The following is a 19948-nucleotide window of genomic DNA, read 5'->3' as shown; positions in this document are numbered from 1 at the left end:
CCCTTCGTCGTGCCCCCGGATCGATAGGGTGGGGACGAAACCCCTACCCATCCGTCTGCCGAAGACGTCGAGGACCCAGGAGCGGCCGATGAGCGCTGTGACCCCCGCAGGAGGCAACACCGCGGCGGACCGCTCCTGGCCCGCCCTGCTGAACGGCCTGCTCGACGGCCACGACCTGTCCGCCGACGACACCGCCTGGGCGATGGACCTGATCATGCGCGGTGAGGCCACCGACGCGCAGATCGCCGGGTTCGCCGTGTCCCTGCGGGCCAAGGGCGAGACCGTCGAGGAGATCACCGGCTGCGTCCGGGCGATGTACGACCACGCCATCGGCATCGAGGTGCCCGGGCGGACCGTCGACATCGTCGGTACCGGTGGCGACGGCGCCAGGACGGTGAACATCTCCACGATGTCCTCCGTCGTCATCGCCGGCACCGGGGCGAAGGTCGTCAAGCACGGTAACCGGGCCGCCTCCTCCGCGTCCGGCGCCTCCGACGTCCTGGAGAAGCTCGGCGTCAACCTGGAGCTGACCCCGCAGCGGGTCGCCGAGGTCGCCGAGGAAGCCGGCATCACCTTCTGCTTCGCGGTGAAGTTCCACCCGGCGCTGCGCCATGTGGCGGCCGCGCGGGGCCAGCTGGGCGTCCGGACGGTGTTCAACTTCCTCGGCCCGCTGGCCAACCCGGCCCGGGTCAGGGCCCAGGCCGTCGGGGTCGCCGACCCGAGGATGGCTCCGATCATGGCCGGTGTGTTCGCCGGACGCGGACACTCCTCGCTGGTGTTCCGCGGCGACGACGGTCTCGACGAGCTGACCACCACCGGCCCCTCGACGGTGTGGGTGGTCCGGGACGGGCAGGTGACCGAGGAACGCTTCGACCCGCGCGACGTCGGCATCGAACCCGTGCCGCTGGAGGCCCTGCGCGGCGCCGACGCGTCGTACAACGCGGAGGTCGCCCGCCGGGTGCTGGACGGCGAACACGGCCCGGTGCGGGACGCGGTACTGCTGAACTCGGCGGCGGCGCTGGTGGCACTCGAACCGGGCACCGGGACGCTGGCGGAGCAGCTCGGGGCAGGGATGGCCAAGGCCGCCGAATCGATCGACTCGGGCGCCGCCCGGCGGGTTCTGGAGCGCTGGGTGCTGGCCAGCAACGCGTGAGCCGTACATCCTGAGCCGTACGTCCCGAGCCGTACGTCCCGAGCCATCGGCGCGGTCCGGATCCGTCCAGGATCCGGACCGCGCCTTGCGCGTACGGGGCTGTGTTGGCAAGATCTGGGACCAGGTCATGAGCGACAGCCATCAGGCCCCGGCCGGCTGTCCGGCAACCCTCCGTCCGTGGCGGGGTGCCCCGGGTGAGGACCAGGCCGTGAGCAGCAAGGCTCGCGGCAAGCGCGGACCCCTCGCACTCGATCGAGTGACACACCAGGGGTCCTGGTCGTTCGAGGGAGCCTTCCGTGAGCAAGCGAATGCGCTAGGGCGTGTTTCGAAAGTCCCGCCTGCCCCGCGGCGTCCGGCACGCACTCCCCCAAGCTCTTCGAGCAGGGGGACCCCCAGCCGCGTTGTCGGGGTCGCCCACGTACGACCGGTACGCGGGCGACCCTCCGCCGTGCGATCGCACGGCTCCCCCAAGCTCTCGGCTCCGCTCGAGCAGGGGGGACCCCCATGACACCGCGGGGGCCCGCCCTCCGGGCGGCCGACGCTCCTTTCGAAACACGCCCTAAGCCTGTCCGGCGGATCATGCCGGAGGCACGGGGAGCGGCACGCCCTTCTCCGCCGTGCGGCTGAACGCACCGGTCCTCGCTCACCCCAGGGGGACAGATGCCGTCGGCCCCTCCGACGTGATCCGCGGAACAGGCCCTGGGGTCCGATCCCCAGGACAGACCCCGAGGCGTTTCCGCCGGCCGTTCCGAGGCCGGGGAACCACGCCCGCGCAGATTCCCCATCCCCTTCTCCCACGCTCGAGCCGGGTGCGCTCGCGTGGTGATTCCGCCTGCTTCCACGGGAGTTCAGCCATGTCTGTTTCCACCGTCGCCGCTGCCGCTGCCGCTGCTACTGCCACCGTCGCCACCGTCATCCCCGCCGACGACGGCCCGTCCGGCCGCGCCCCGCTGCCCGTGCTCGGCCGGGACGTCACCGTTCCGCTCGTCACCGGCGGGGAGGTCACCTACGCCGCGCTCGACTACGCCGCCAGCGCCCCGGCGCTCCAGCGGGTGTGGGACGACGTGGCCGCGTACGCGCCCTACTACGGCAGTGTCCACCGCGGCGCCGGGTACCTCTCCCAGCTCTCCACCGAGCTGTTCGAGAACGCACGCCGGACCGTCGCCGAGTTCCTCGACTGCCGGGACGGGGACCAGGTGGTCTTCACGCGGTCCACCACCGACTCGCTCAACCTGCTCGCCGCCGCCCTCCCGGACGACTGCCAGGTCTTCGTCTTCGAGACCGAGCACCACGCCGCCCTGCTGCCCTGGGGGTCCCCCCGGGCCGCAAGGCGCGGGGGGAGCGACGCCCGCGTCACCTTCCTCGACGCCCCGGACAGCCCGGAGCAGGCCGTACGGGCCCTGGAACACGCCCTCGCCGCCCGCGACCCCCATGGTCCCGCCCTGGTCTGCGTCACCGGCGCCTCCAACGTCACCGGCGAGCTGTGGCCCGTACGCGAGCTGGCCGCCACCGCCCACGCGCACGGCGCCCGGATCGTCCTGGACGCCGCCCAGCTCGCCCCGCACCACGCGGTGAGCCTGCGTGACCTGGACGTCGACTGGGTCGCCTTCTCCGGGCACAAGCTGTACGCCCCGTTCGGTGCCGGCGTCCTGGCCGGCCGCGCCGACTGGCTGCGGGAGGCCGAGCCCTACCTCGCGGGGGGCGGCGCCAGCCGCAAGGTCACCCGGCGCGAGGACGGGGGAGTGGACGTCCAGTGGCACGACGGCGCCGCCCGCCACGAGGCCGGCTCGCCCAACGTCATCGGCGCCCACGCCGTCGCCTCGGCCTGCAAGGCGCTCGCCGAGACCGGGTTCGGCACGCTGGCCGCCCACGAGGAGCGGCTGATCCGCACCGTGCGGGACGGCCTCGCGGACGTGCCCGAGGTGCGGTTCCTGTCCCTGTTCGGGGACGACGCGCCGCGCGTCGGCGTGCTCTCCTTCGTCGTCGACGGCTGGAACAGCTCCCACTTCGCCGCGGCCCTCTCCGCCGAGTACGGCATCGGCGTACGGGACGGACTGTTCTGCGCGCACCCGCTGCTGCGCGCCCTGCGCGGCGGCGATCCGCACCACCAGGGCGAGTGCGGCGCCCCCGAGGCGGCGCCCGGTGAGACGTCCCTCGACGCGGTCCGCGTCAGCTTCGGCGCGGGAACGCCGGACGAACACGTGGAGCGCTTCGTCCGCGCCGTCCGGGAGCTGGTGCGCGGCGGCGCCCGCTGGAGCTACCGGACGGTCGACGGCCGCTGCGTGCCGGACACCTCCGCCTGAGCCCCGGTCGCCCGCCCCGGTACGCGCGCACCCCGCCGGGCACCACCGGGCACCGCCCGCCGGACGGCGGGGGCCGCGAGGGAGGGCGCGGTCGGGGCCGCCCTCCGGCGGTCGAAAATCATGGGACCGATCCTCCGGTCCGGTCCGATCCGGACCGGACGGCATGGACGGGCCGAGGACGAAGAACTCTTCGTCCTCGGCCCGTCGCGGCTGCCCGGGACGCCTAGGGCCTGTCCGGCGGATCATGCCGGAGACGTGGGGTCTGGCACGCTCTCCCCCGAGCTCTTCGAGCAGGGGGGACCCCCAGCGGCGTTGTCGTCGGTTGCCGACTCCCCCACGCTCGGCTGCTCCCCCACTCTCGACTGCGCTCGAGCGGGAGGGACCCCCATGCGCGGGAGGGACCCCCATGCGCGGGAGGGACCCCCATGCGCGGGAGGGACCCCCATCGCGTCGGCGCCCTCCTCCGCCTTGCAGCTGAACGCACCAGACCCCACTTGTCCCAGATGGACGGACACCGCCGATTACCTCCGACTTGATCCGCCGGACAGGCCCTAGGGCGCCCCGGCACTCCCGCCGCGCGGGCCCTCCCGGTCCGGGCCGGTCAGTTGTCGAGGCCGATCGCGAACGCGGCCTCCAGGTCGTGCTGCGAGTACGTGCGGAACGCCACGTGCGTGTCCGTCCCCTCCACACCCGGGATCTTGTTGATCCGGCCCGGGATGACCTCCGCCAGGTCCTCGTGCGCCTTGACCCGGACCATGGCGATCAGGTCGTAGGTCCCGGTGACGGAGAAGACCTCGCTGACGCTGTCCAGCGCGGCGATCCGCTCCGCGATCTCGGGGATCCGGTCCACGCTGGTCTTGATGAGGACGATCGCGGTGATCACTACTGGTTCTCTCCCTCGGGGGCCGGAGCTGGGGCTGTTCTCACTGTAGTCGCCCCTTTGAACCGCACCCACGCCCAGCAGAAGCCCAGCCCGAAGCCCAGCAGGTGGGCCAGGTACGCCACCCCCGGCCCGTCGGAGGCCCGCCCCGCCGCCAGCCACTGCAGCGCCACCCAGAACGGCAGTACCACCCACGCGGGGAAGCGCACCGGCAGAAAGAACAGGAACGGCAGCAGACTGGTCACCCGCGCCCGGGGAAACAGGAAGAGGAACGCGCCGACGATCCCCGAGATCGCCCCCGAGGCGCCGACCAGGGACTGCTCCGAGTCCGCGTTGGCCACGGCGTACCCGAGCAGGGCGAGGTACCCGCAGCCGACGTAGAACAGGGTGAACCGCAGGCGGCCCATGCGGGCCTCGGTCATCGTCCCGAAGACATGGAGGAAGAGCATGTTACCGAGCAGATGCACCCAGCTGCCGTGGACGAACAGGGCCGTGGCCGGAGTGAGGGCACTCCAGGGGGACCCTTCGAACACGTCTGCGGGAATCACCCCCCAGTGGCGGAAGTAGCCGCGCTGCGCGGCGAGCAGCTCGTCCCCGGTCCCGTACCCCGGATCGAGTCCCGAGGCCGGCCCGAGCAGGAAGACCAGGCAGCATACAGCGATGAGGGTGTGGGTCACCGGTGCCGACGGGCGTCTCAGCGCCCCGGCAGCCGCCGCGCCCCAGTTGCGGATCATGAACACAGAGCATGACGTAAGCGGACGCAACCGCACAGACCGCCTCGCCGCCGTGAACGGGCGGGCGGCGAAGACCTGCCAGGCCGTAGGGTTATGTGCCAGACGCGTCGGGTGCCCGCCGCGTCACGGACACTGGAAGGAAGGCGAACAGCCACGATGACGGTCCCCCTGCCGACCACCTCGACACGGTGGCGCTGCACCCTCTGCGGCAACCTCACCCGTTTCGACGTGACCCGCTCGTCCAAGGTCGTGGAGTACGTCCACCTCGATCTGGCCGGGGAGCCGAAGGTCGAGGAGCGCGAGGTCCTCGGTGAGACGATCGAGTCGGTGCGGTGCCGCTGGTGCAACGCCGTGGACCAGGTGGAACTCGTCGACAGGCCGGGCGCCGGCTCCTGAGGGAGCGGGCCCCGCCCAGGGACCCCGCACGCGGGGTCGGACACAGGCAATGGGGTGTGACGGATGGTGGAGACCGCGGACGGAGGGCCGGAGAGCGGCACCGCCGAGGTGTTCGACCGTCCGCTGCCCGACGGCGTGCGCCGCCGGGTCGTCCAGATCGTTTCCGACGGCTTCGGCCGACTGACCGTCTCCGAGCTGCCCGCCCAGCTCAGGCAGTACGCCCGGTTCACCCCGACCCGCCGCGCCAAGTTCGCCGGCAACGCGATGGCCGCCGCCCTGGAGACCGAGCCGCTGTTCCGCCAGCGCATCGGGGAGCAGCTGAGAGAGGCCCAGCCGGAACTGGCCGGCGCTCTCGGCTCAGGCTCCCCGCCTCCGGCCGCGGACCCGCTGGACGTGGCGGCCGCGGCCTATGTCATACGGCCGCCGGGCTGGGTGAAACTGGTGACCGCCGCCGGTGAGGAGGCCCAGCGGGCCGACGCCGAGCGCGTCGACGACGAGACCCGGGCCGAGCTGGAGCGGCTGCGCGGGGAACTCGCCCATGCCCGCGAGCACACCAGGTCCGAGACCGAGCGGCTGCGCACCGACCTGGAAGCCGCCAGGAAAGAAGCGGACTCGCTGCACCGCAAACTGCGGTCCGCGCTCAGCGACGTCAAGCGCGGTGCGGCCGCGCTGCGCAAACTGCAGGGCGAGATGGACGCCCTCCGCGCGGACGGGCAGTCCCAGGTGTCCGCCGCCGAGAGCGAGTCCCGGCGGCTCAAGGCGCGCCTCGGTGAGTCGGAGGCGGCTCTGGAGGCCGCCCGCCGGGCCGCCCGCGAGGGGCGCAGCGTCGAGGACATGCGGGTACGGCTGCTCCTGGACACCGTGCTGGAGGCCGCCCAGGGGCTCCGTCGCGAACTCGCGCTGCCTCCCGTGTCCGTCCGGCCCGCCGAGACCGTGGACGCCGTCGAGCCCGGCAGCATGTCCCCCAAGGACATCGCCGCCCGCGCGCTGTCCGAGGGCGACCCGGCCATCCTCGACCAGCTGCTGGCGCTGCCGCAGGCACATCTCGTCGTCGACGGCTACAACGTGACCAAGACCGGATACCCCCAGATGCCCCTGGAGAAGCAGCGGTTGAGGATCCTGGGCCAGCTCGCCCGGCTCGCCGCGCAGACCGGCGCAGAGATGACCTGCGTCTTCGACGGGGCCGAACTGGCCGCTCCCGTCCTGCTCGCGCCGCCGCGGGGAGTGCGTGTGCTGTTCTCCAAGCCGGGAGTCACCGCCGACGAACTGATCCGCCAACTGGTCCGCGCCGAGCCGCCGGGACGGCCCGTCATCGTCGTCTCCACCGACCGCGAGGTCGCCGACGGGGTCGCCCGCGCGGGCGCCCGCCCGGTCGCTTCCGCGGTCCTGCTGAAGCGCTTCTCCCGGGCGTAGAGGCCCGCGTCGGCCCGCCGGCCCCGTGGGCCCCGCGGGTCGCAAAGTGCGGTACGTCCCATCTGGAACGTAAGCCCCAACGGCAACGTACCCACCGATTGCCCGAATTGGTGCGATATCGACGCAACGCAGCGTCAGGGTGATGTCACTGCAGGTGAGTTGAGGGTAAAGAAACATACTGTGACAGAGAATTCATGTCCGGGGATTTGAACTGATCGCAAGAGAATCACTAGGGTCGGAGTTCGAACCTCCGCTCGGTTGATCGTTCACATGGGGTGGCGACGGCGGAGGCCCCCGCCCACCGGCGTGTCGGTAGGCGGCTGGAGGAAGAAGGAGCTCGCCTCCGTGGCGTCCCACCGTCGTCCCAAGCAGCCGAACCGGGCACGTGTCACAGTGCTCACCACCGCTGCCGCAGCTGCCGTCGTCCTGAGCTCGCAGGCCGCCAACGCGGCCCCCAGCGAGAAGCCGAGCAAGGGCGAGGTGAAGGCCAAGGTCGACAAGCTCTACCAGGAGGCGGAGCAGGCCACCGAGAAGTACAACGGCGCCAAGGAGAAGCAGGAGAAGCTCCAGAAGGAGATCTCCACGATCCAGGACAACGTCGCCAAGGGGCAGCAGGATCTCAACGAGCTGCGCGACGGCCTCGGTTCGATGGCCAGCGCCCAGTACCGCAGCGGCGGCATCGACCCCTCGCTCCAGCTCTTCCTCTCCGCCGACCCGGACGACTACCTCGACAAGGCGTCCGCCCTCGACCAGCTGAGCACCCAGCAGGTCGACGCGCTCAAGGAGATCCAGGAGAAGCAGCGCGAGCTCGCCCAGCAGCGCTCCGAGGCCTCCGAGAAGCTCAAGGACCTCTCCTCCACCCGCACCGAACTGGGCAAGAAGAAGACGGAAGTCCAGAGCAAGCTCGGTGCCGCGCAGAAGCTGCTCAACACCCTCACCGCCGAGGAGAAGGCACAGCTCGCCGAGGAGGAGGAGCGCGCCACCCGCACCAGCGAGCGGGAAGTCCTCAAGGCCACCAACACCGACACCGGCAGCTCCACCCCGGTCGGCAGCGGCTCCGGCCGCGCCGGTGCCGCCTTCGCCGCCGCCCAGAGCAAGCTCGGCTCCCCGTACGTCTACGGCGCCACCGGCCCGTCCTCCTACGACTGCTCGGGCCTCACCTCCTGGGCCTACGCCCAGGCCGGCGTCTCCATCCCGCGTACCTCCGAGTCGCAGACCGGCGCGGGCACCAAGATCTACTCGACCAGCCAGCTCCAGGTCGGCGACCTGGTCTTCTTCTTCAACGACCTGCACCACGTGGGTCTATACGCGGGCAACGGCCAGATCATCCACGCCCCGCGCAGCGGCACCGTCGTCCGCTACGAGTCGATGAACACCATCGGCGGCCCGTTCATGTTCGGCGTCCGCGTCTGACGTTCCGCCGGAGCCCGTGCCGGCCCCGGCCAGGGCTGGCACGGGGTTCGCACCGGTCCTGCCCGACCGCTTCCGGACCCGGACGCGTGCCCCCGTTCGGGGGAATCGCGTCGCCGCCGCCCGGCCCCGCGCCCCGCCTGTGACCTGCGTCGGAGGCGGGGCGCCACGGTGTGCGGCCGCCGGGGCCGTTGGCCGGCAGCCCGCCCCACGGCTACTGTCTCCCGCGTTTCCCCGTCCGTCAGCGGAAGGAGCGCGGTTCCCCGTGGGGTCCCATCGCCGCCTTGCACCGTCCCCCGGCCCCGACCGGGGCACCACCGTCGCCGTAGGGCTCCTGTCCGTGGCGGCAGCCGCCCTCGGAGCCGTACCGGCCACGGCCACCCCGCACGAGGACCCCAGGACCGAAGTGGACCGCCTCTACGCGGAGGCCGAGCGGGCGACCGAGGCGTACAACAAGGCCGACGAGCGCGCGGACACCCTGCGGGGGCAGGTCAACGCGGCTCAGGACGAGATCGCCCGGCAGCAGGACCGCGTCAACGGCATGCGGCAGTCGCTGGGTTCGCTGGCCGGCGCCCAGTACCGCTCCGGCGGGCTCGACCCGTCCCTCGCGCTGCTGTTCTCCGCCGACCCCGAGGACTACCTCGAGCGGGCCTCGGTGCTCGACCGGCTCACCGCCCGCCGGGCCGGCGAGCTGAAGGGACTCCAGGAGGCCGTGCGCACCCTGGACCAGGACCGTGCGGAGGCCTCCCGCAAGCTGGGCGAGCTGGACCGCAGCCGCAAGGCGGTCGCAGCCCACAAGAAGACCGTCGAGCACAAGCTCGCCCAGGCCCGGCGGCTGCTCAACGCCCTCCCCGACGACGAGCGCGCCGCCCATGAGCGGGCCGCCCGCTCCGGCCGCGGCGCGGACCTGCCCGGCCCGGACGGCCCGGACGGCGCCACCGCCGCCTCCGGCCGCGCGGCAGCCGCCGTCGCAGCCGCCCGCTCCGCCCTCGGCAAGCCCTACGCCTGGGGCGCCAACGGGCCCTCCGGGTTCGACTGCTCCGGTCTGACGCAGTGGTCGTACGCGCAGGCCGGGGTCGCCCTCCCGCGGACCTCGCAGGCCCAGCGGTACGCCGGCACACAAGTACCGCTCTCCCGGGCCCGCCCCGGCGACCTGGTCGTCTACCGGACCGACGCCGGCCACGTCGGCATGTACGTGGGCAACGGTCAGGTGATCCACGCGCCCTACCCCGGCGCCCCCGTCCGCTACGACCCGGTCGGGATGATGCCCGTCTCGTCGGTCACCAGGGTCTGACCGGAACGGGCGGCCACGACAGGCCGGCCGGAGCGGCCTGGGCGGCGTCGGTCGGCCGGTCGGCCGGTCGTGAGAGACCTGCCGGGGCCGTCGGTCCGGGCGGTCTGACCCGAACGGCCCGGCGCCCGTACCCTCACAAGGGTGGCTGGACGAAGGTGGGCGCCCGGGGCGCCGGTGGCGGCGGTGCGGTGCCTACTGCTCGTCTCCCTGCTCGTGGCCCTGGTCGCGTGCGGCCAGGGGCCGGCCGTCGACAGCCCCCGCGCCGAGGTGCAGGCCCTGCTCGACCGGCGGGCCGACGCCGTCCTCGGCGAGGACGCCGTCGCCTACGCCCGTACCGGCACCCGGGCCGGATACGACAGCCTGCGCGAGGTGCCGCTGGCCGCCTGGAGCTACCGGGTCACCACCGTGCACCGCACCGGCGACACCGCCACCGTCGACGCCGACCTCGGCTACCGCGTCGAGGGCTACGACCGGGCCCCCGTCACCACCGCCCGCACCCTGCGCCTGAGCCGGGACGAGAACGGCCGATGGGCCGTCGTCTCCGACCGGCCGGCCGGGAAGTCCGGCCGCCAGCTGTGGGACCAGGGCGCGGTGCGCGCCGTGCACGGAGAACGGAGCCTGGTGCTCGGCGTCGGGCAGACCGACGTGAGGCTGCGCGACTACGCGGCGCTGGCCGACCGGGCGGTGCCCGCCGTGTCGGACGCCTGGGGATCGGGCTGGGCGCGGCGGGTCGTCCTCCTGGTCCCGGGGTCCCTGGAGGACATGGCGGGACTGCTGGGCTCGCCCGCCTCCTCCTACCGGGGCATCGCGGCCGTCACCACCGGCGAGACCGGAGCCGACGCACAGGCGCCCGCGGACCGGGTCGTCGTCAACCCGGACGCCTTCGGACTGCTCGGCGACTCGGGCCGGCAGGTCGTCGTCACCCACGAGACCACCCACGTCGCCACCCGCGCCCACACCACCGCCGCGACCCCGCTGTGGCTGTCGGAGGGCTTCGCCGACTGGGTCGGCTACCGGGGCGGAGACCACGTCCCGGCCGAGGCGGCGCCGGAACTCGCCCGAGCGGTGCGCCACGGCGAGGTGCCCTCCGGACTGCCGGCCGACGACGACTTCGGCTTCACCGACAACGCCGACGGCCTCGCCCGTGCCTACGAGAGCGGCTGGATGGCCTGCCACCTCGTCGCCGAGCACTGGGGCGAGGAACGGCTCGGCGCCTTCTACCGGGCCGTGGGCGCGCACGGACAAAGGGACGGCGCGGTGGAGGACGCGATGCGGCGGGTCCTCGGCACCACACCGGAGGAGTTCACCATGCGATGGCAGGGCTACCTGCGCGAGCAGTTCGGCTGAGACACAGGCACAGAGGCAGACGCAGGCGCGGGCACGGGACCAGGATGGGTGCAGGCGCAGGACCAGGGGCGGGCACGGGACCAGGGACGGGCACGGGACCAGGGACGGGCACGGGACCAGGGACGGGACCAGGCACAGGGACGGGCACGGGCACAGGACCAGGGCCAAGACCAGGACGGGTGCAGGCGCAGGACCAGGGGCGGGTCCAGGGACGGGACCAGAACCAGGGACGGGACCAGGCACAGGGACGGGCACGGGCACAGGGACGGGCACGGGCACAGGGACGGGCACGGGCACAGGACCAGGGCCAAGACCAGGACGGGTGCAGGCGCAGGACCAGGGGCGGGTCCAGGGACGGGACCAGAACCAGGGACGGGCACGGGCACAGGGACGGGCACGGGCACAGGACCAGGGCCAAGACCAGGACGGGTGCAGGCGCAGGACCAGGACGGGTGCAGGGACACAGGAGCAGTGTCGGGGGAGGGTCAGGGGGAGGCCGGCGCCTTCTCGGTGCGGGCCGCCGGAGCGGGGGCCGGGGCGGACGGGAGCCCGGGCGTGACCGTCGAGCGCCACAGGGTGCGGGCGGCGAGGAACGTGGCCGCCACCAGCAGGCCGTTGCGCACGAACAGCAGGGTGACACCGAGCGCGTCACTGGCCACGACGTGTGCGAACCACAGCGGGAACTCCAGCACCGTCACGAACGACGCGACCAGCACCAGGACCACCGGCACCCGCATCCGGCTCGCCCGATGGCACAGACAGACCGCGGCGAGCCCGACCAGCCACACCACGTACTGCGGGCTGATCACCCGGCTGGTGGTGGTGAACATCAGCACCGCCACGAACGCGGCGTCGGCGAAGGTGTGCGGCTCGAAACGGCGGGCCAGCAGCCGCCACAGCACCAGCCAGGCCAGCGCCGCCCCGCTCAGGAACATCGCGCCCGCGCTGACCCGGTCCACGGAGGGGCCGATGAACTCCACCGAGCCGTAGTTCAGCAGCACCTCGCCGTCCCAGCCGTAATGCCGGGCGACATGGAAGACCAGCGCCCCCAGCGACTCCACCTCCGTGCCCCGGTCGCGCTGGAAACCCAGGAACGCGAACGCGCCCGGCATCAGGGCCGCGAACACGGCCGCCACGCCGGCCCCGGTCACCACGGCCGACACCCACGCGGAACGCCGGCGGACACCGAGCAGCAGCATCGCCGGCCACACCTTCAGCAGCGCGCCGAACGCCGCCAGCGCCCCCAGCAGCCGGGGACGCCCGGGTCCGGCCAGCAGTGCGGCCACCGCCACCGCGGTCACCATCACGTCGTAGCGGGCATACACCGTCGGCCCGAGGAGCGGCACGCCCGCCACCCACACCCAGGCACCGAGCCGGGTCCGGCCCGGCCGGCCGCCCGCGTACAGCAGCAGGACCAGGGTGGCCAGGTCGGCGAGGAACACCAGGACGAAGAACGCCGTCGCGTACTCCAGGAACGGCAGCAGGCCGGGGGAGAGGATCGCCAGCGCCGCCGCGGGCGGGTACTGCCAGGTGACGTCGTCCAACGGGAACGTTCCGGCGCGCAGGACGTCGTACCAGCCCTGGTAGATCACGGACACGTCGCTGGTGACGTCCGGGCCGGGGAAGACGATCACCTTCAGGACGAACAACAGCAGCAGCGCTCTCGTCGGTACCCACACCAGCAGAGGCCGGAACACCGTCTGTCGGCGCGCCGGCGGCCGAGCCGGGTACCCGCGTGAGCCCGTCGTGTCCACGTGATCCCTGTCCGTCCATGCGTGTCCATGCGTGTCCGTGCGCGTCCGTACGCGTTCGTGCGCCGCCCCGAGGGGCCATGACGTCCCGCGCCCCTGAGAGAGAGTGCCACAGCGGCCCGCCGCGCCCACGGCCCGGACACACCGGTTCGGTAGGGTCTGCCACGATGCGAAAGACCCTGATCGTGACCAACGACTTCCCGCCCAGGCCGGGCGGTATCCAGGCGTTTCTGCACAACATGGCGCTGCGCCTCGATCCCGCGCAGCTCGTCGTGTACGCCTCGACCTGGAAGCGCTCCCGGGAGGGCGTCCGGACGACCGCCGCCTTCGACGCCGAGCAGCCCTTCACCGTCGTACGCGCCCGTACGCCGATGCTGCTGCCGACCCCGCAGGCGACCCGGCAGGCCGTCGGGCTGCTGCGCGAACACGGTTGTGCCTCGGTCTGGTTCGGGGCGGCGGCGCCGCTCGGGCTGATGGCACCGGCGCTGCGCCGGGCGGGCGCCGAGCGGATCGTGGCCACCACCCACGGCCATGAGGCGGGCTGGGCCCAGCTGCCCGCGGCCCGGCAACTGCTGCGCCGCATCGGGGAGTCCACGGACACCATCACTTACCTCGGCGAGTACACGCGCTCACGGATCGCCGGCGCGCTCACCCCCGAGGCGGCCTCGCGGATGGTGCAACTGCCGCCCGGAGTCGACGAGAAGACGTTCCACCCCGGCTCCGGCGGCCACGAGGTCCGGGCCCGGCTCGGCCTGACGGACCGTCCGGTGGTGGTCTGCGTCTCCCGGCTGGTGCCGCGCAAGGGGCAGGACACGCTGATCCGCGCGCTGCCCGCGATCCTCGCCGCCGAGCCGGACACCGTCCTGCTGATCGTCGGCGGCGGGCCCTACGAGAAGGACCTGCGCCGCCTCGCGCACGACACCGGGGTGGCCGGCTCCGTCCGTTTCACCGGAGCCGTGCCCTGGTCCGAGCTGCCCGCCCACTACGGCGCCGGCGACGTCTTCGCGATGCCGTGCAGGACCAGGCGCGGGGGACTGGACGTCGAGGGGCTGGGGATCGTCTACCTGGAGGCCTCCGCGACCGGCCTGCCCGTCGTGGCCGGCGACTCCGGCGGCGCCCCCGACGCGGTCCTCGACGGCGAGACCGGCTGGGTCGTCCGCGGCGACACCCCCGCCGAGTCCGCCGACCGCGTCATCACCCTCCTGGCCGACCCCGGACTCCGTCACCGCATGGGCGAACGGGGCCGGGCCTGGGTCGAAGAGAAGTGGCGCTGGGACCTCCTGGCAGAAACCCTGAAGACCCTGCTGTAGCCGGCTTCGGGAAGAGCCGTCCCCTCCCCCCGGCGTTCGAGGAGCGGGGCCCGGGGCAGCGCCCCCGGGGACGGACGGGACGGGAAGGGACGGCGGGGGCGAAAAGGCCTCGCGGCACCCGCCCTCCCGCACCACAACGCGGGCCCCCGCACGCCAGGGAGCCCGCGCCATGACCAACCATCAACCATCAACCGCCGACCACCGGCCGGCCCCGAACCCTACTTCGCGTAGATCGCCTCGATCTCGTGAGCGAAGTCCTTCGTCACCACGTTCCGCTTCAGCTTCAGCGACGGAGTCAGATGGCCCGACTCCTCCGTGAACTGCGAAGGCAGCACCCGGAACTTCCGCACCGACTCCGCCTTGGAGACCGCCGCGTTCCCGTCGTCGACAGCCGTCTGAATCGTGGCGAGCAGCTCGGGGTCCTCGCTCAGCGACACCGCCGTCGAGCCCTCGGGCTTCCCGTGCTCCGCCACCCAGCGGCCCAGGAACTCCTCGTCGAGCGTGACCAGCGCGCCCACGAACGGCCGCCCGTCGCCGACGACCATGCACTCCGCGACCAGCGCGTGCGCGCGGATCCGGTCCTCGATCACCGCGGGGGCGACGTTCTTGCCGCCCGCCGTGACGAGAATCTCCTTCTTGCGGCCGGTGATCCGCAGATACCCGTCCTCGTCGAGGGTGCCGATGTCGCCCGTGTGGAACCAGCCGTCGGCGAGCGCTTCCGCGGTCGCGCCCGGGTTGTTCCAGTACTCCTTGAACAGGTGCTCGCCGTGCAGCAGTACCTCGCCGTCGTCGGCGATGCGGACCACCGAGCCGGGCAGCGGCTGCCCGACCGTGCCGATCTTCTGCCGGTCCCAGGGGTTGAACGTGGTGGCCGCGCACGACTCGGTGAGCCCGTAACCCTCCAGCACCGTGAAGCCGATGCCGCGGAAGAAGTGGCCGAGACGCTCGCCCAGCGGGGCGCCGCCGGAGATGGCGGCCTCGCCGCGCCCTCCGAGTACCGTGCGCAGCTTGCTGTACACGAGTCTGTCGAACACCTTGTGCTTGATCTTCAGGCCGAGGGACGGCCCCGACGGGGTGTCCAGCGCCTTGCTGTACGCGATCGCGGTGTCCGCGGCCTTGTCGAAGATCTGGCCCTTGCCGTCGGCCTGGGCCTTGGCGCGCGCCGAGTTGTAGACCTTCTCGAAGACCCGCGGCACGCCCAGGATCAGCGTCGGCCGGAACGAGGCCAGTTCGTCGGTGAGCTGCTTGATGTCGGGGACGCAGCCCAGCTTGATCGGCGCGATCATCGGCGCGATCTGCACCAGGCGGCCGAAGACGTGCGCGAGCGGAAGGAAGAGCAGGACCGAGCACTCGCCGGTACGGAACAGCGGACGCAGCCGTTCCACTATGTTGCCGCACTCGGCGAAGAAGCTGCGGTGGGTGAGTACACAGCCCTTGGGGCGGCCGGTGGTCCCGGAGGTGTAGATGATGGTCGCCGGGTCGTCGGCGCCGGCGACGGAGCTGCGTTCCTCGACCGTCTCGTCGGCCACGCCCTGGCCCAGGCGGCCCAGTTCCTCCACCGCGCCGCCCCCGGCCGCGCCGCGGTCGATCTGCCACACGTGCTTCAGGACGGGCAGCCGGTCGCGCACCGACTCGACGATGACGGAGTGGCCGTCCGACTCCACCACACAGGAGGTGGCACCGGAGTCGCCGAGGATCCAGGCCACTTGCTCCGCCGAGCTCGTCTCGTACACCGGCACCGTGACCGCGCCGGCACTCCAGATCGCGAAGTCGAGCAGCGTCCACTCGTAGCGGGTGCGCGACATCAGGGCGACCCGGTCGCCGGGCTGGACGCCGGAGGCGATGAGTCCCTTGGCGGCCTCGCGCACCTCGGCGAGGAAGACGGTGGCCGTCACGTCCTGCCACACGCCGTCGACCTTGCGGGCCATGACGGCGACATCGGGATGCTGCGCGGCGTTTCTGCGGACTATGTCGGTCAGATTTCCGTCCGCAGGGACCTCGTACAAAGCCGGAAGGCTGAACTCGCGCAAGACTGCTGCTCCTCTTAGGGCGCCGGCGCCACGACGGTGTGGGATGCGACGACAGCGCGGTCCAAGGCTCGGGCGGGTGCTCGAGGGTTCACCTGTTGAAACCCTGAGCACGAGTGGACTGCCCGGACGTTACCCGCCGGTATGGCCGGAACGACAGGGGGGCCCGTTGAGATGTTCGCTGTGTCACACACGTTGGTGAACGAGTTGATTACCATCGCGCACAGTAGTCCACCCCCTTGAAAGGGGGCCACTGGCCGCCGGTCCGGCCGCCCCTGTTCACAAGGGCCGCACCCTGGCTACGCTTGATCGCCATGGCATCCACACCGGCCGGAAACCGCCGTACGCGCGTCCACGTGGTCAGCGACGTCCATGGCAACGCCCGCGACCTGGCCACGGCCGGTGACGGCGCCGACGCCCTGATCTGTCTGGGCGACCTGGTGCTCTTCCTCGACTACGCCGACCACTCGCGCGGCATCTTCCCCGACCTGTTCGGCACGGAGAACGCCGACCGCATCGTGGAACTGCGCACCGCCCGCCGCTTCGAGGAGGCGCGCGACTTCCAGGCCCGGCTGTGGGCGGGCATCGGCGCGGACCGCGCCTCGGCGATCCGGGAGGCGGTGCGCAAGCAGTACGCCGAACTGTTCGCCGCCTTTCCCGCCCCCACCTACGCCACCTACGGCAATGTCGACATACCGGCCCTGTGGCCGGAGTACGCCGGACCCGGCACCACCGTCCTCGACGGCGAGCGGGTGGAGATCGGCGGCCGGGTCTTCGGCTTCGTCGGCGGCGGACTGCGCACGCCCATGCGCACGCCGTACGAGATCAGTGACGAGGAGTACGCGGCGAAGATCGAGGCCGTCGGCGAGGTCGACGTGCTGTGCACGCACATCCCGCCGGAGGTACCGGAGCTGGTGTACGACACCGTCGCCCGCCGTTTCGAGCGCGGCAGCCGCGCCCTGCTGGACGCCATCCACCGCACCCGGCCCCGGTACGCGCTGTTCGGGCATGTGCACCAGCCGCTGGTCCGGCGCATGCGGGTGGGGGCCACCGAGTGCGTGAACGTGGGGCACTTCGCGAGTCGCGGCCGACCCTGGGTCCTCGAATGGTGAGGATGTCCCAGGTCGGGTGACTTGCGCCGGCAGGGCGCGCGATAGCCTTCCGCTGCACGGGCGTGCGCGTGGGCCGCGCACGGCGATCCGACTACGGCCCGCATCTGGAGGAGCCACGGCGATGGCGGAACACACCAGCTCGAGCATCACGATCGAGGCGGCACCGGCCGAGGTCATGGGGGTGATCGCCGACTTCGCCCGCTATCCGGACTGGACCGGCGAGGTGAAGGAGGCGGAGGTCCTCGCAACCGACGGCCGGGGCCGTGCGGAGCAGGTACGCCTCGTCATGGACGCCGGCGCGATCAAGGACGACCAGACCCTCGCGTACACCTGGACCGGTGAGCACGAGGTGTCCTGGACGCTGGTGAAGTCCCAGATGCTGCGCTCCCTGGACGGCTCCTACCTCCTGAAGCCGGCCGGCGCGGGCGCCACCGAGGTCACCTACCGGCTCACCGTCGACGTCAAGATCCCGATGCTCGGCATGATCAAGCGCAAGGCCGAGAAGGTCATCATCGACCGGGCCCTGGCGGGACTGAAGAAGCGGGTGGAGGCCGGCGAGGAGCCGGGTACCGACACCGGGACCGGGCCCGGCACCGAACCGGGAACCGGGTCCGGCGGGAAGCCGGGCGCCGAGTAGCGCGCTGTCGCTCTTGCGGCCGGTCGGACGCGGGTGCGCGCACCGGTAGCGTTCACCCTCATGCGCACCCTCCTGATCACGGGCCCCGGCGGCAGCGGACGTACCACCGTCGCGGCGGCCACCGCGCTCGCCGCCGCGCGTGCGGGCACCCGCGTCCTGCTGCTCGGCACGGACCGGACGGACACGCTGGGCGCGGTGCTGGGCACGCCCGTCGGCGCCGCGCCCGTCGAGGTCGCCGAGGGCCTCACCGCGCGACGGGTCGACGCCGGTGAGGACTTCCGCGCGGACCTGGCCGCGCTGCAGGACCGGGCCGCCTCGGCGCTCGGCCTGCTCGGCGCGTCCCGGCTCGACCCTGAGCAGTTCGGCCCGCTGCCCGGCGCCGAGGAACTCTCCGTGCTGCGCGCCCTGCGGGACGCCGCACTGTCCCGGGCGTACGACCTGCTCGTCGTCGACCTGCCGCCCGCCGAGCGGGCCCTGGCCCTGTTCGCCCTCCCCGAGGACCTCCGCCGTGCCCTGGGCAGGCTGCTCCCGCCGGAACGCCAGGCCGCCCGCGCCCTGCGCCCCGTGCTCGGCCGCCTCGCCGGGGTCCCGATGCCCGCGGAATGGCTGTACGGCACGGCCGCCCGGTGGGACACCGAACTGGCCGCCGTCGAAGCCGTCCTCGCCGACCGGGACACCACCGTACGGCTGGTCGCCGAACCCGGCCCCGCCGGCGCCGAGGCCGTACGCACCGCGGGACTCGGCCTCGCCCTGCGCGGACTGCGCACCGACGTGCTGGTCGCCGACCGGGTACTGCCCGAGGACGTCGGGGACGGCTGGCTCGCCGGCCCGGTCGCCCAGCAGCGCAAGACGCTGGACGAGTGGCGCCAGACATACGACGTCCGCCCCGTCGCCCATCTCGGCCGCGACCCGCGCGGCCCGGACGACCTGACCGCGCTCGCCGTACCGGGCGTGCCCGCCGCACCCGGCGCATCCGCATCCGCCGCATCCGCATCCGCCGCATCCGCATCCGGCGCGTCCGACGCCACGGCGGGGCCCGCGGTGGCCGAGTGGCCCGTCACCGGCCTCCCCCACTCACGGATCAGCTCGAGCGGGGGGACCCCCACCGCCGACGACGGCGTCCTGGTCTGGCACATCCCACTGCCCGGCGCCCGGCGCGAGGAACTGGACCTGATCCGGCACGGCGACGAGATCGCCGTCACCGCCGGACCGTTCCGGCGGACGGTCCCGCTGCCCTCCGTGCTGCGCCGCTGCACCGTCGACGGCGCGGCCCTGCGCGAGGGCGAACTGCGCATCCGGTTCCGGCCGGATCCGCGGCTGTGGCCGCGCACCCCGTGAAGCCGGTACCTCCGTTCGGGTACCGTCGGAAGGGCCGACCGTAGTCAGGAGTCCGTCATGAGCGAACAGCTCCCCCCGCCCGACGACACCGGGGACGAGCCCGTGGGCGATTCCGCGTCCGAAGCGCGCACGGCCGCCGCCGCCGACGACGTACGGTCCGGTGACTCCGACGGGCGGGCCGTCGACGCGGACGCCTGGGCGACGGCGTGCGCCGAGGACCTCGAGGCGGAGAAGGCCCGCCGCCGCGCTCAGTACGGGCCGCCCCCCGTGTCGGCCGCCGAGGAGCTGCGCAAACTCGTCGACGTGGTCGCGGAGAAGCTCGACCGGCTCACCGGGCTCGGGGCGCCGCTGTTCGGCGCGGTCGCCGGACCGGCGGCGCAGCAGGTGGTGCGTCAGGTCGTCCAGCAGGCCAAGGCGGCCGCGGAACCGGTCGTCGAACGCAACCCGGACGTCTTCGACCACCTCGCCGCCGCCGGCAACGAACTCCTCGCCGCCTACCGCTCCGCGGTCCAGGACCAGGAGCGCCGCTGGACCACCCGCGACACCCGCCCCTGGGACCCGGACGAGGCCAAGGACGACAAGGGCACCAAGGACGACAAGGACGCCAAGGGCGCCAAGGACAGCGCAGACGACACGCACGGGAGCCGGGAGCACGACGGCGACAGCGCCACGGGCGAGGACCACCGCCGCGACCGGGGCGACGAGCCCGGCTCCGGCGGGGAGCGCATCGACCTGGACTGAGGAGCGGTGACGGACCGGGGACCCCTGCCGACGGAGATCCTCCGGAAGAGCCCCGAAGGCCCGCGCAGGTCTCCCGTACCGGGAAGCCGACCCCGGGGCCTC

16 protein-coding genes and 1 riboswitch are annotated in these 19948 nt (G+C 72.9%); of the genes, 12 read left to right on the top strand and 4 right to left on the bottom strand.

What is annotated here, in order from left to right; translation table 11 throughout:
* Positions 1 to 88 precede the first annotated feature (88 nt).
* Together trpD and V4Y04_RS08955 are read left to right on the top strand one after the other, a co-directional pair.
* Positions 89 to 1153, top strand: a complete 1065-nt coding sequence (gene trpD, locus V4Y04_RS08960) for an anthranilate phosphoribosyltransferase (protein ID WP_332426849.1) — start codon at positions 89 to 91, stop codon at positions 1151 to 1153.
* 123 nt (positions 1154 to 1276) lie between these two features.
* A riboswitch (SAM riboswitch) is annotated at positions 1277 to 1393 on the top strand.
* Between the two features lie 614 nt (positions 1394 to 2007).
* Positions 2008 to 3456: an aminotransferase class V-fold PLP-dependent enzyme gene (locus tag V4Y04_RS08955; RefSeq protein WP_332426848.1), complete on the top strand. Its 1449-nt coding sequence runs from the start codon at positions 2008 to 2010 to the stop codon at positions 3454 to 3456.
* A gap of 601 nt (positions 3457 to 4057) precedes the next feature.
* On the opposite strand, the gene V4Y04_RS08950 is transcribed toward V4Y04_RS08955, so the two are convergent.
* Together V4Y04_RS08950 and V4Y04_RS08945 are read right to left on the bottom strand one after the other, a co-directional pair.
* Positions 4058 to 4339, bottom strand: coding sequence for an Lrp/AsnC family transcriptional regulator (locus V4Y04_RS08950; protein WP_332426847.1), 282 nt, complete (start codon positions 4337 to 4339; stop codon positions 4058 to 4060).
* Positions 4339 to 5070 carry a rhomboid family intramembrane serine protease gene (locus V4Y04_RS08945; RefSeq protein ID WP_332426846.1) on the bottom strand — a complete coding sequence of 244 codons (732 nt, stop codon included), beginning with the start codon at positions 5068 to 5070 and terminating at the stop codon, positions 4339 to 4341. Before V4Y04_RS08945 ends, V4Y04_RS08950 begins: the two co-directional genes overlap by 1 nt.
* Positions 5071 to 5226: 156 nt before the next feature.
* Between V4Y04_RS08945 and V4Y04_RS08940 the strand changes: the two genes are divergently transcribed.
* From V4Y04_RS08940 to V4Y04_RS08920, 5 genes are all read left to right on the top strand, one after another.
* A complete protein-coding gene (locus V4Y04_RS08940) occupies positions 5227 to 5466 on the top strand; it encodes a hypothetical protein (RefSeq protein WP_332426844.1) in 240 nt (79 codons plus the stop codon).
* Between the two features lie 63 nt (positions 5467 to 5529).
* Entirely contained in the window at positions 5530 to 6879 is a 1350-nt protein-coding gene (locus V4Y04_RS08935; protein WP_332426842.1) for an NYN domain-containing protein, read from the top strand.
* Between the two features lie 345 nt (positions 6880 to 7224).
* Complete coding sequence (locus tag V4Y04_RS08930) at positions 7225 to 8292, top strand: C40 family peptidase (protein WP_332426841.1); 1068 nt, start codon at positions 7225 to 7227, stop codon at positions 8290 to 8292.
* A 262-nt stretch (positions 8293 to 8554) separates the two neighbouring features.
* Positions 8555 to 9583: a C40 family peptidase gene (locus V4Y04_RS08925; protein WP_332426840.1), complete on the top strand. Its 1029-nt coding sequence runs from the start codon at positions 8555 to 8557 to the stop codon at positions 9581 to 9583.
* A gap of 141 nt (positions 9584 to 9724) precedes the next feature.
* Positions 9725 to 10930, top strand: a complete 1206-nt coding sequence (locus V4Y04_RS08920) for a hypothetical protein (protein ID WP_332426838.1) — start codon at positions 9725 to 9727, stop codon at positions 10928 to 10930.
* 485 nt (positions 10931 to 11415) lie between these two features.
* On the opposite strand, the gene V4Y04_RS08915 is transcribed toward V4Y04_RS08920, so the two are convergent.
* Positions 11416 to 12627 (bottom strand): glycosyltransferase 87 family protein, encoded by a 1212-nt coding sequence (locus tag V4Y04_RS08915; RefSeq protein WP_443079981.1) that lies wholly within the window; start codon positions 12625 to 12627, stop codon positions 11416 to 11418.
* Between the two features lie 221 nt (positions 12628 to 12848).
* Here V4Y04_RS08915 and V4Y04_RS08910 point away from each other — a divergent pair, with 221 nt between their 5' ends.
* Positions 12849 to 13991 carry a glycosyltransferase family 4 protein gene (locus V4Y04_RS08910; protein WP_332426837.1) on the top strand — a complete coding sequence of 381 codons (1143 nt, stop codon included), beginning with the start codon at positions 12849 to 12851 and terminating at the stop codon, positions 13989 to 13991.
* Positions 13992 to 14209: 218 nt separating this feature from the next.
* Here V4Y04_RS08910 and V4Y04_RS08905 read toward each other — a convergent pair whose 3' ends face one another.
* Positions 14210 to 16021, bottom strand: coding sequence for an AMP-dependent synthetase/ligase (locus V4Y04_RS08905; protein WP_332426836.1), 1812 nt, complete (start codon positions 16019 to 16021; stop codon positions 14210 to 14212).
* A 311-nt stretch (positions 16022 to 16332) separates the two neighbouring features.
* Here V4Y04_RS08905 and V4Y04_RS08900 point away from each other — a divergent pair, with 311 nt between their 5' ends.
* The 4 genes from V4Y04_RS08900 to V4Y04_RS08885 all read left to right on the top strand — a co-directional run bounded on the left by V4Y04_RS08900 (position 16333) and on the right by V4Y04_RS08885 (position 19846).
* Entirely contained in the window at positions 16333 to 17130 is a 798-nt protein-coding gene (locus V4Y04_RS08900; RefSeq protein WP_332426834.1) for a metallophosphoesterase family protein, read from the top strand.
* A gap of 121 nt (positions 17131 to 17251) precedes the next feature.
* Positions 17252 to 17767 carry an SRPBCC family protein gene (locus V4Y04_RS08895; protein WP_332426833.1) on the top strand — a complete coding sequence of 172 codons (516 nt, stop codon included), beginning with the start codon at positions 17252 to 17254 and terminating at the stop codon, positions 17765 to 17767.
* Between the two features lie 60 nt (positions 17768 to 17827).
* A complete protein-coding gene (locus V4Y04_RS08890; protein WP_332426832.1) occupies positions 17828 to 19105 on the top strand; it encodes an ArsA family ATPase in 1278 nt (425 codons plus the stop codon).
* Between the two features lie 57 nt (positions 19106 to 19162).
* Positions 19163 to 19846, top strand: a complete 684-nt coding sequence (locus V4Y04_RS08885; protein ID WP_443079980.1) for a DUF5304 domain-containing protein — start codon at positions 19163 to 19165, stop codon at positions 19844 to 19846.
* The last annotated feature ends 102 nt before the right edge of the window (positions 19847 to 19948 follow it).

Source organism: Streptomyces sp. P9-A2 (genome assembly GCF_036634175.1).
Classification (GTDB): domain Bacteria; phylum Actinomycetota; class Actinomycetes; order Streptomycetales; family Streptomycetaceae; genus Streptomyces; species Streptomyces pratens.
The sequence above is the reverse complement of the archived record's forward strand: the minus strand, read 5'-3'. Positions and strand labels throughout refer to the sequence as shown.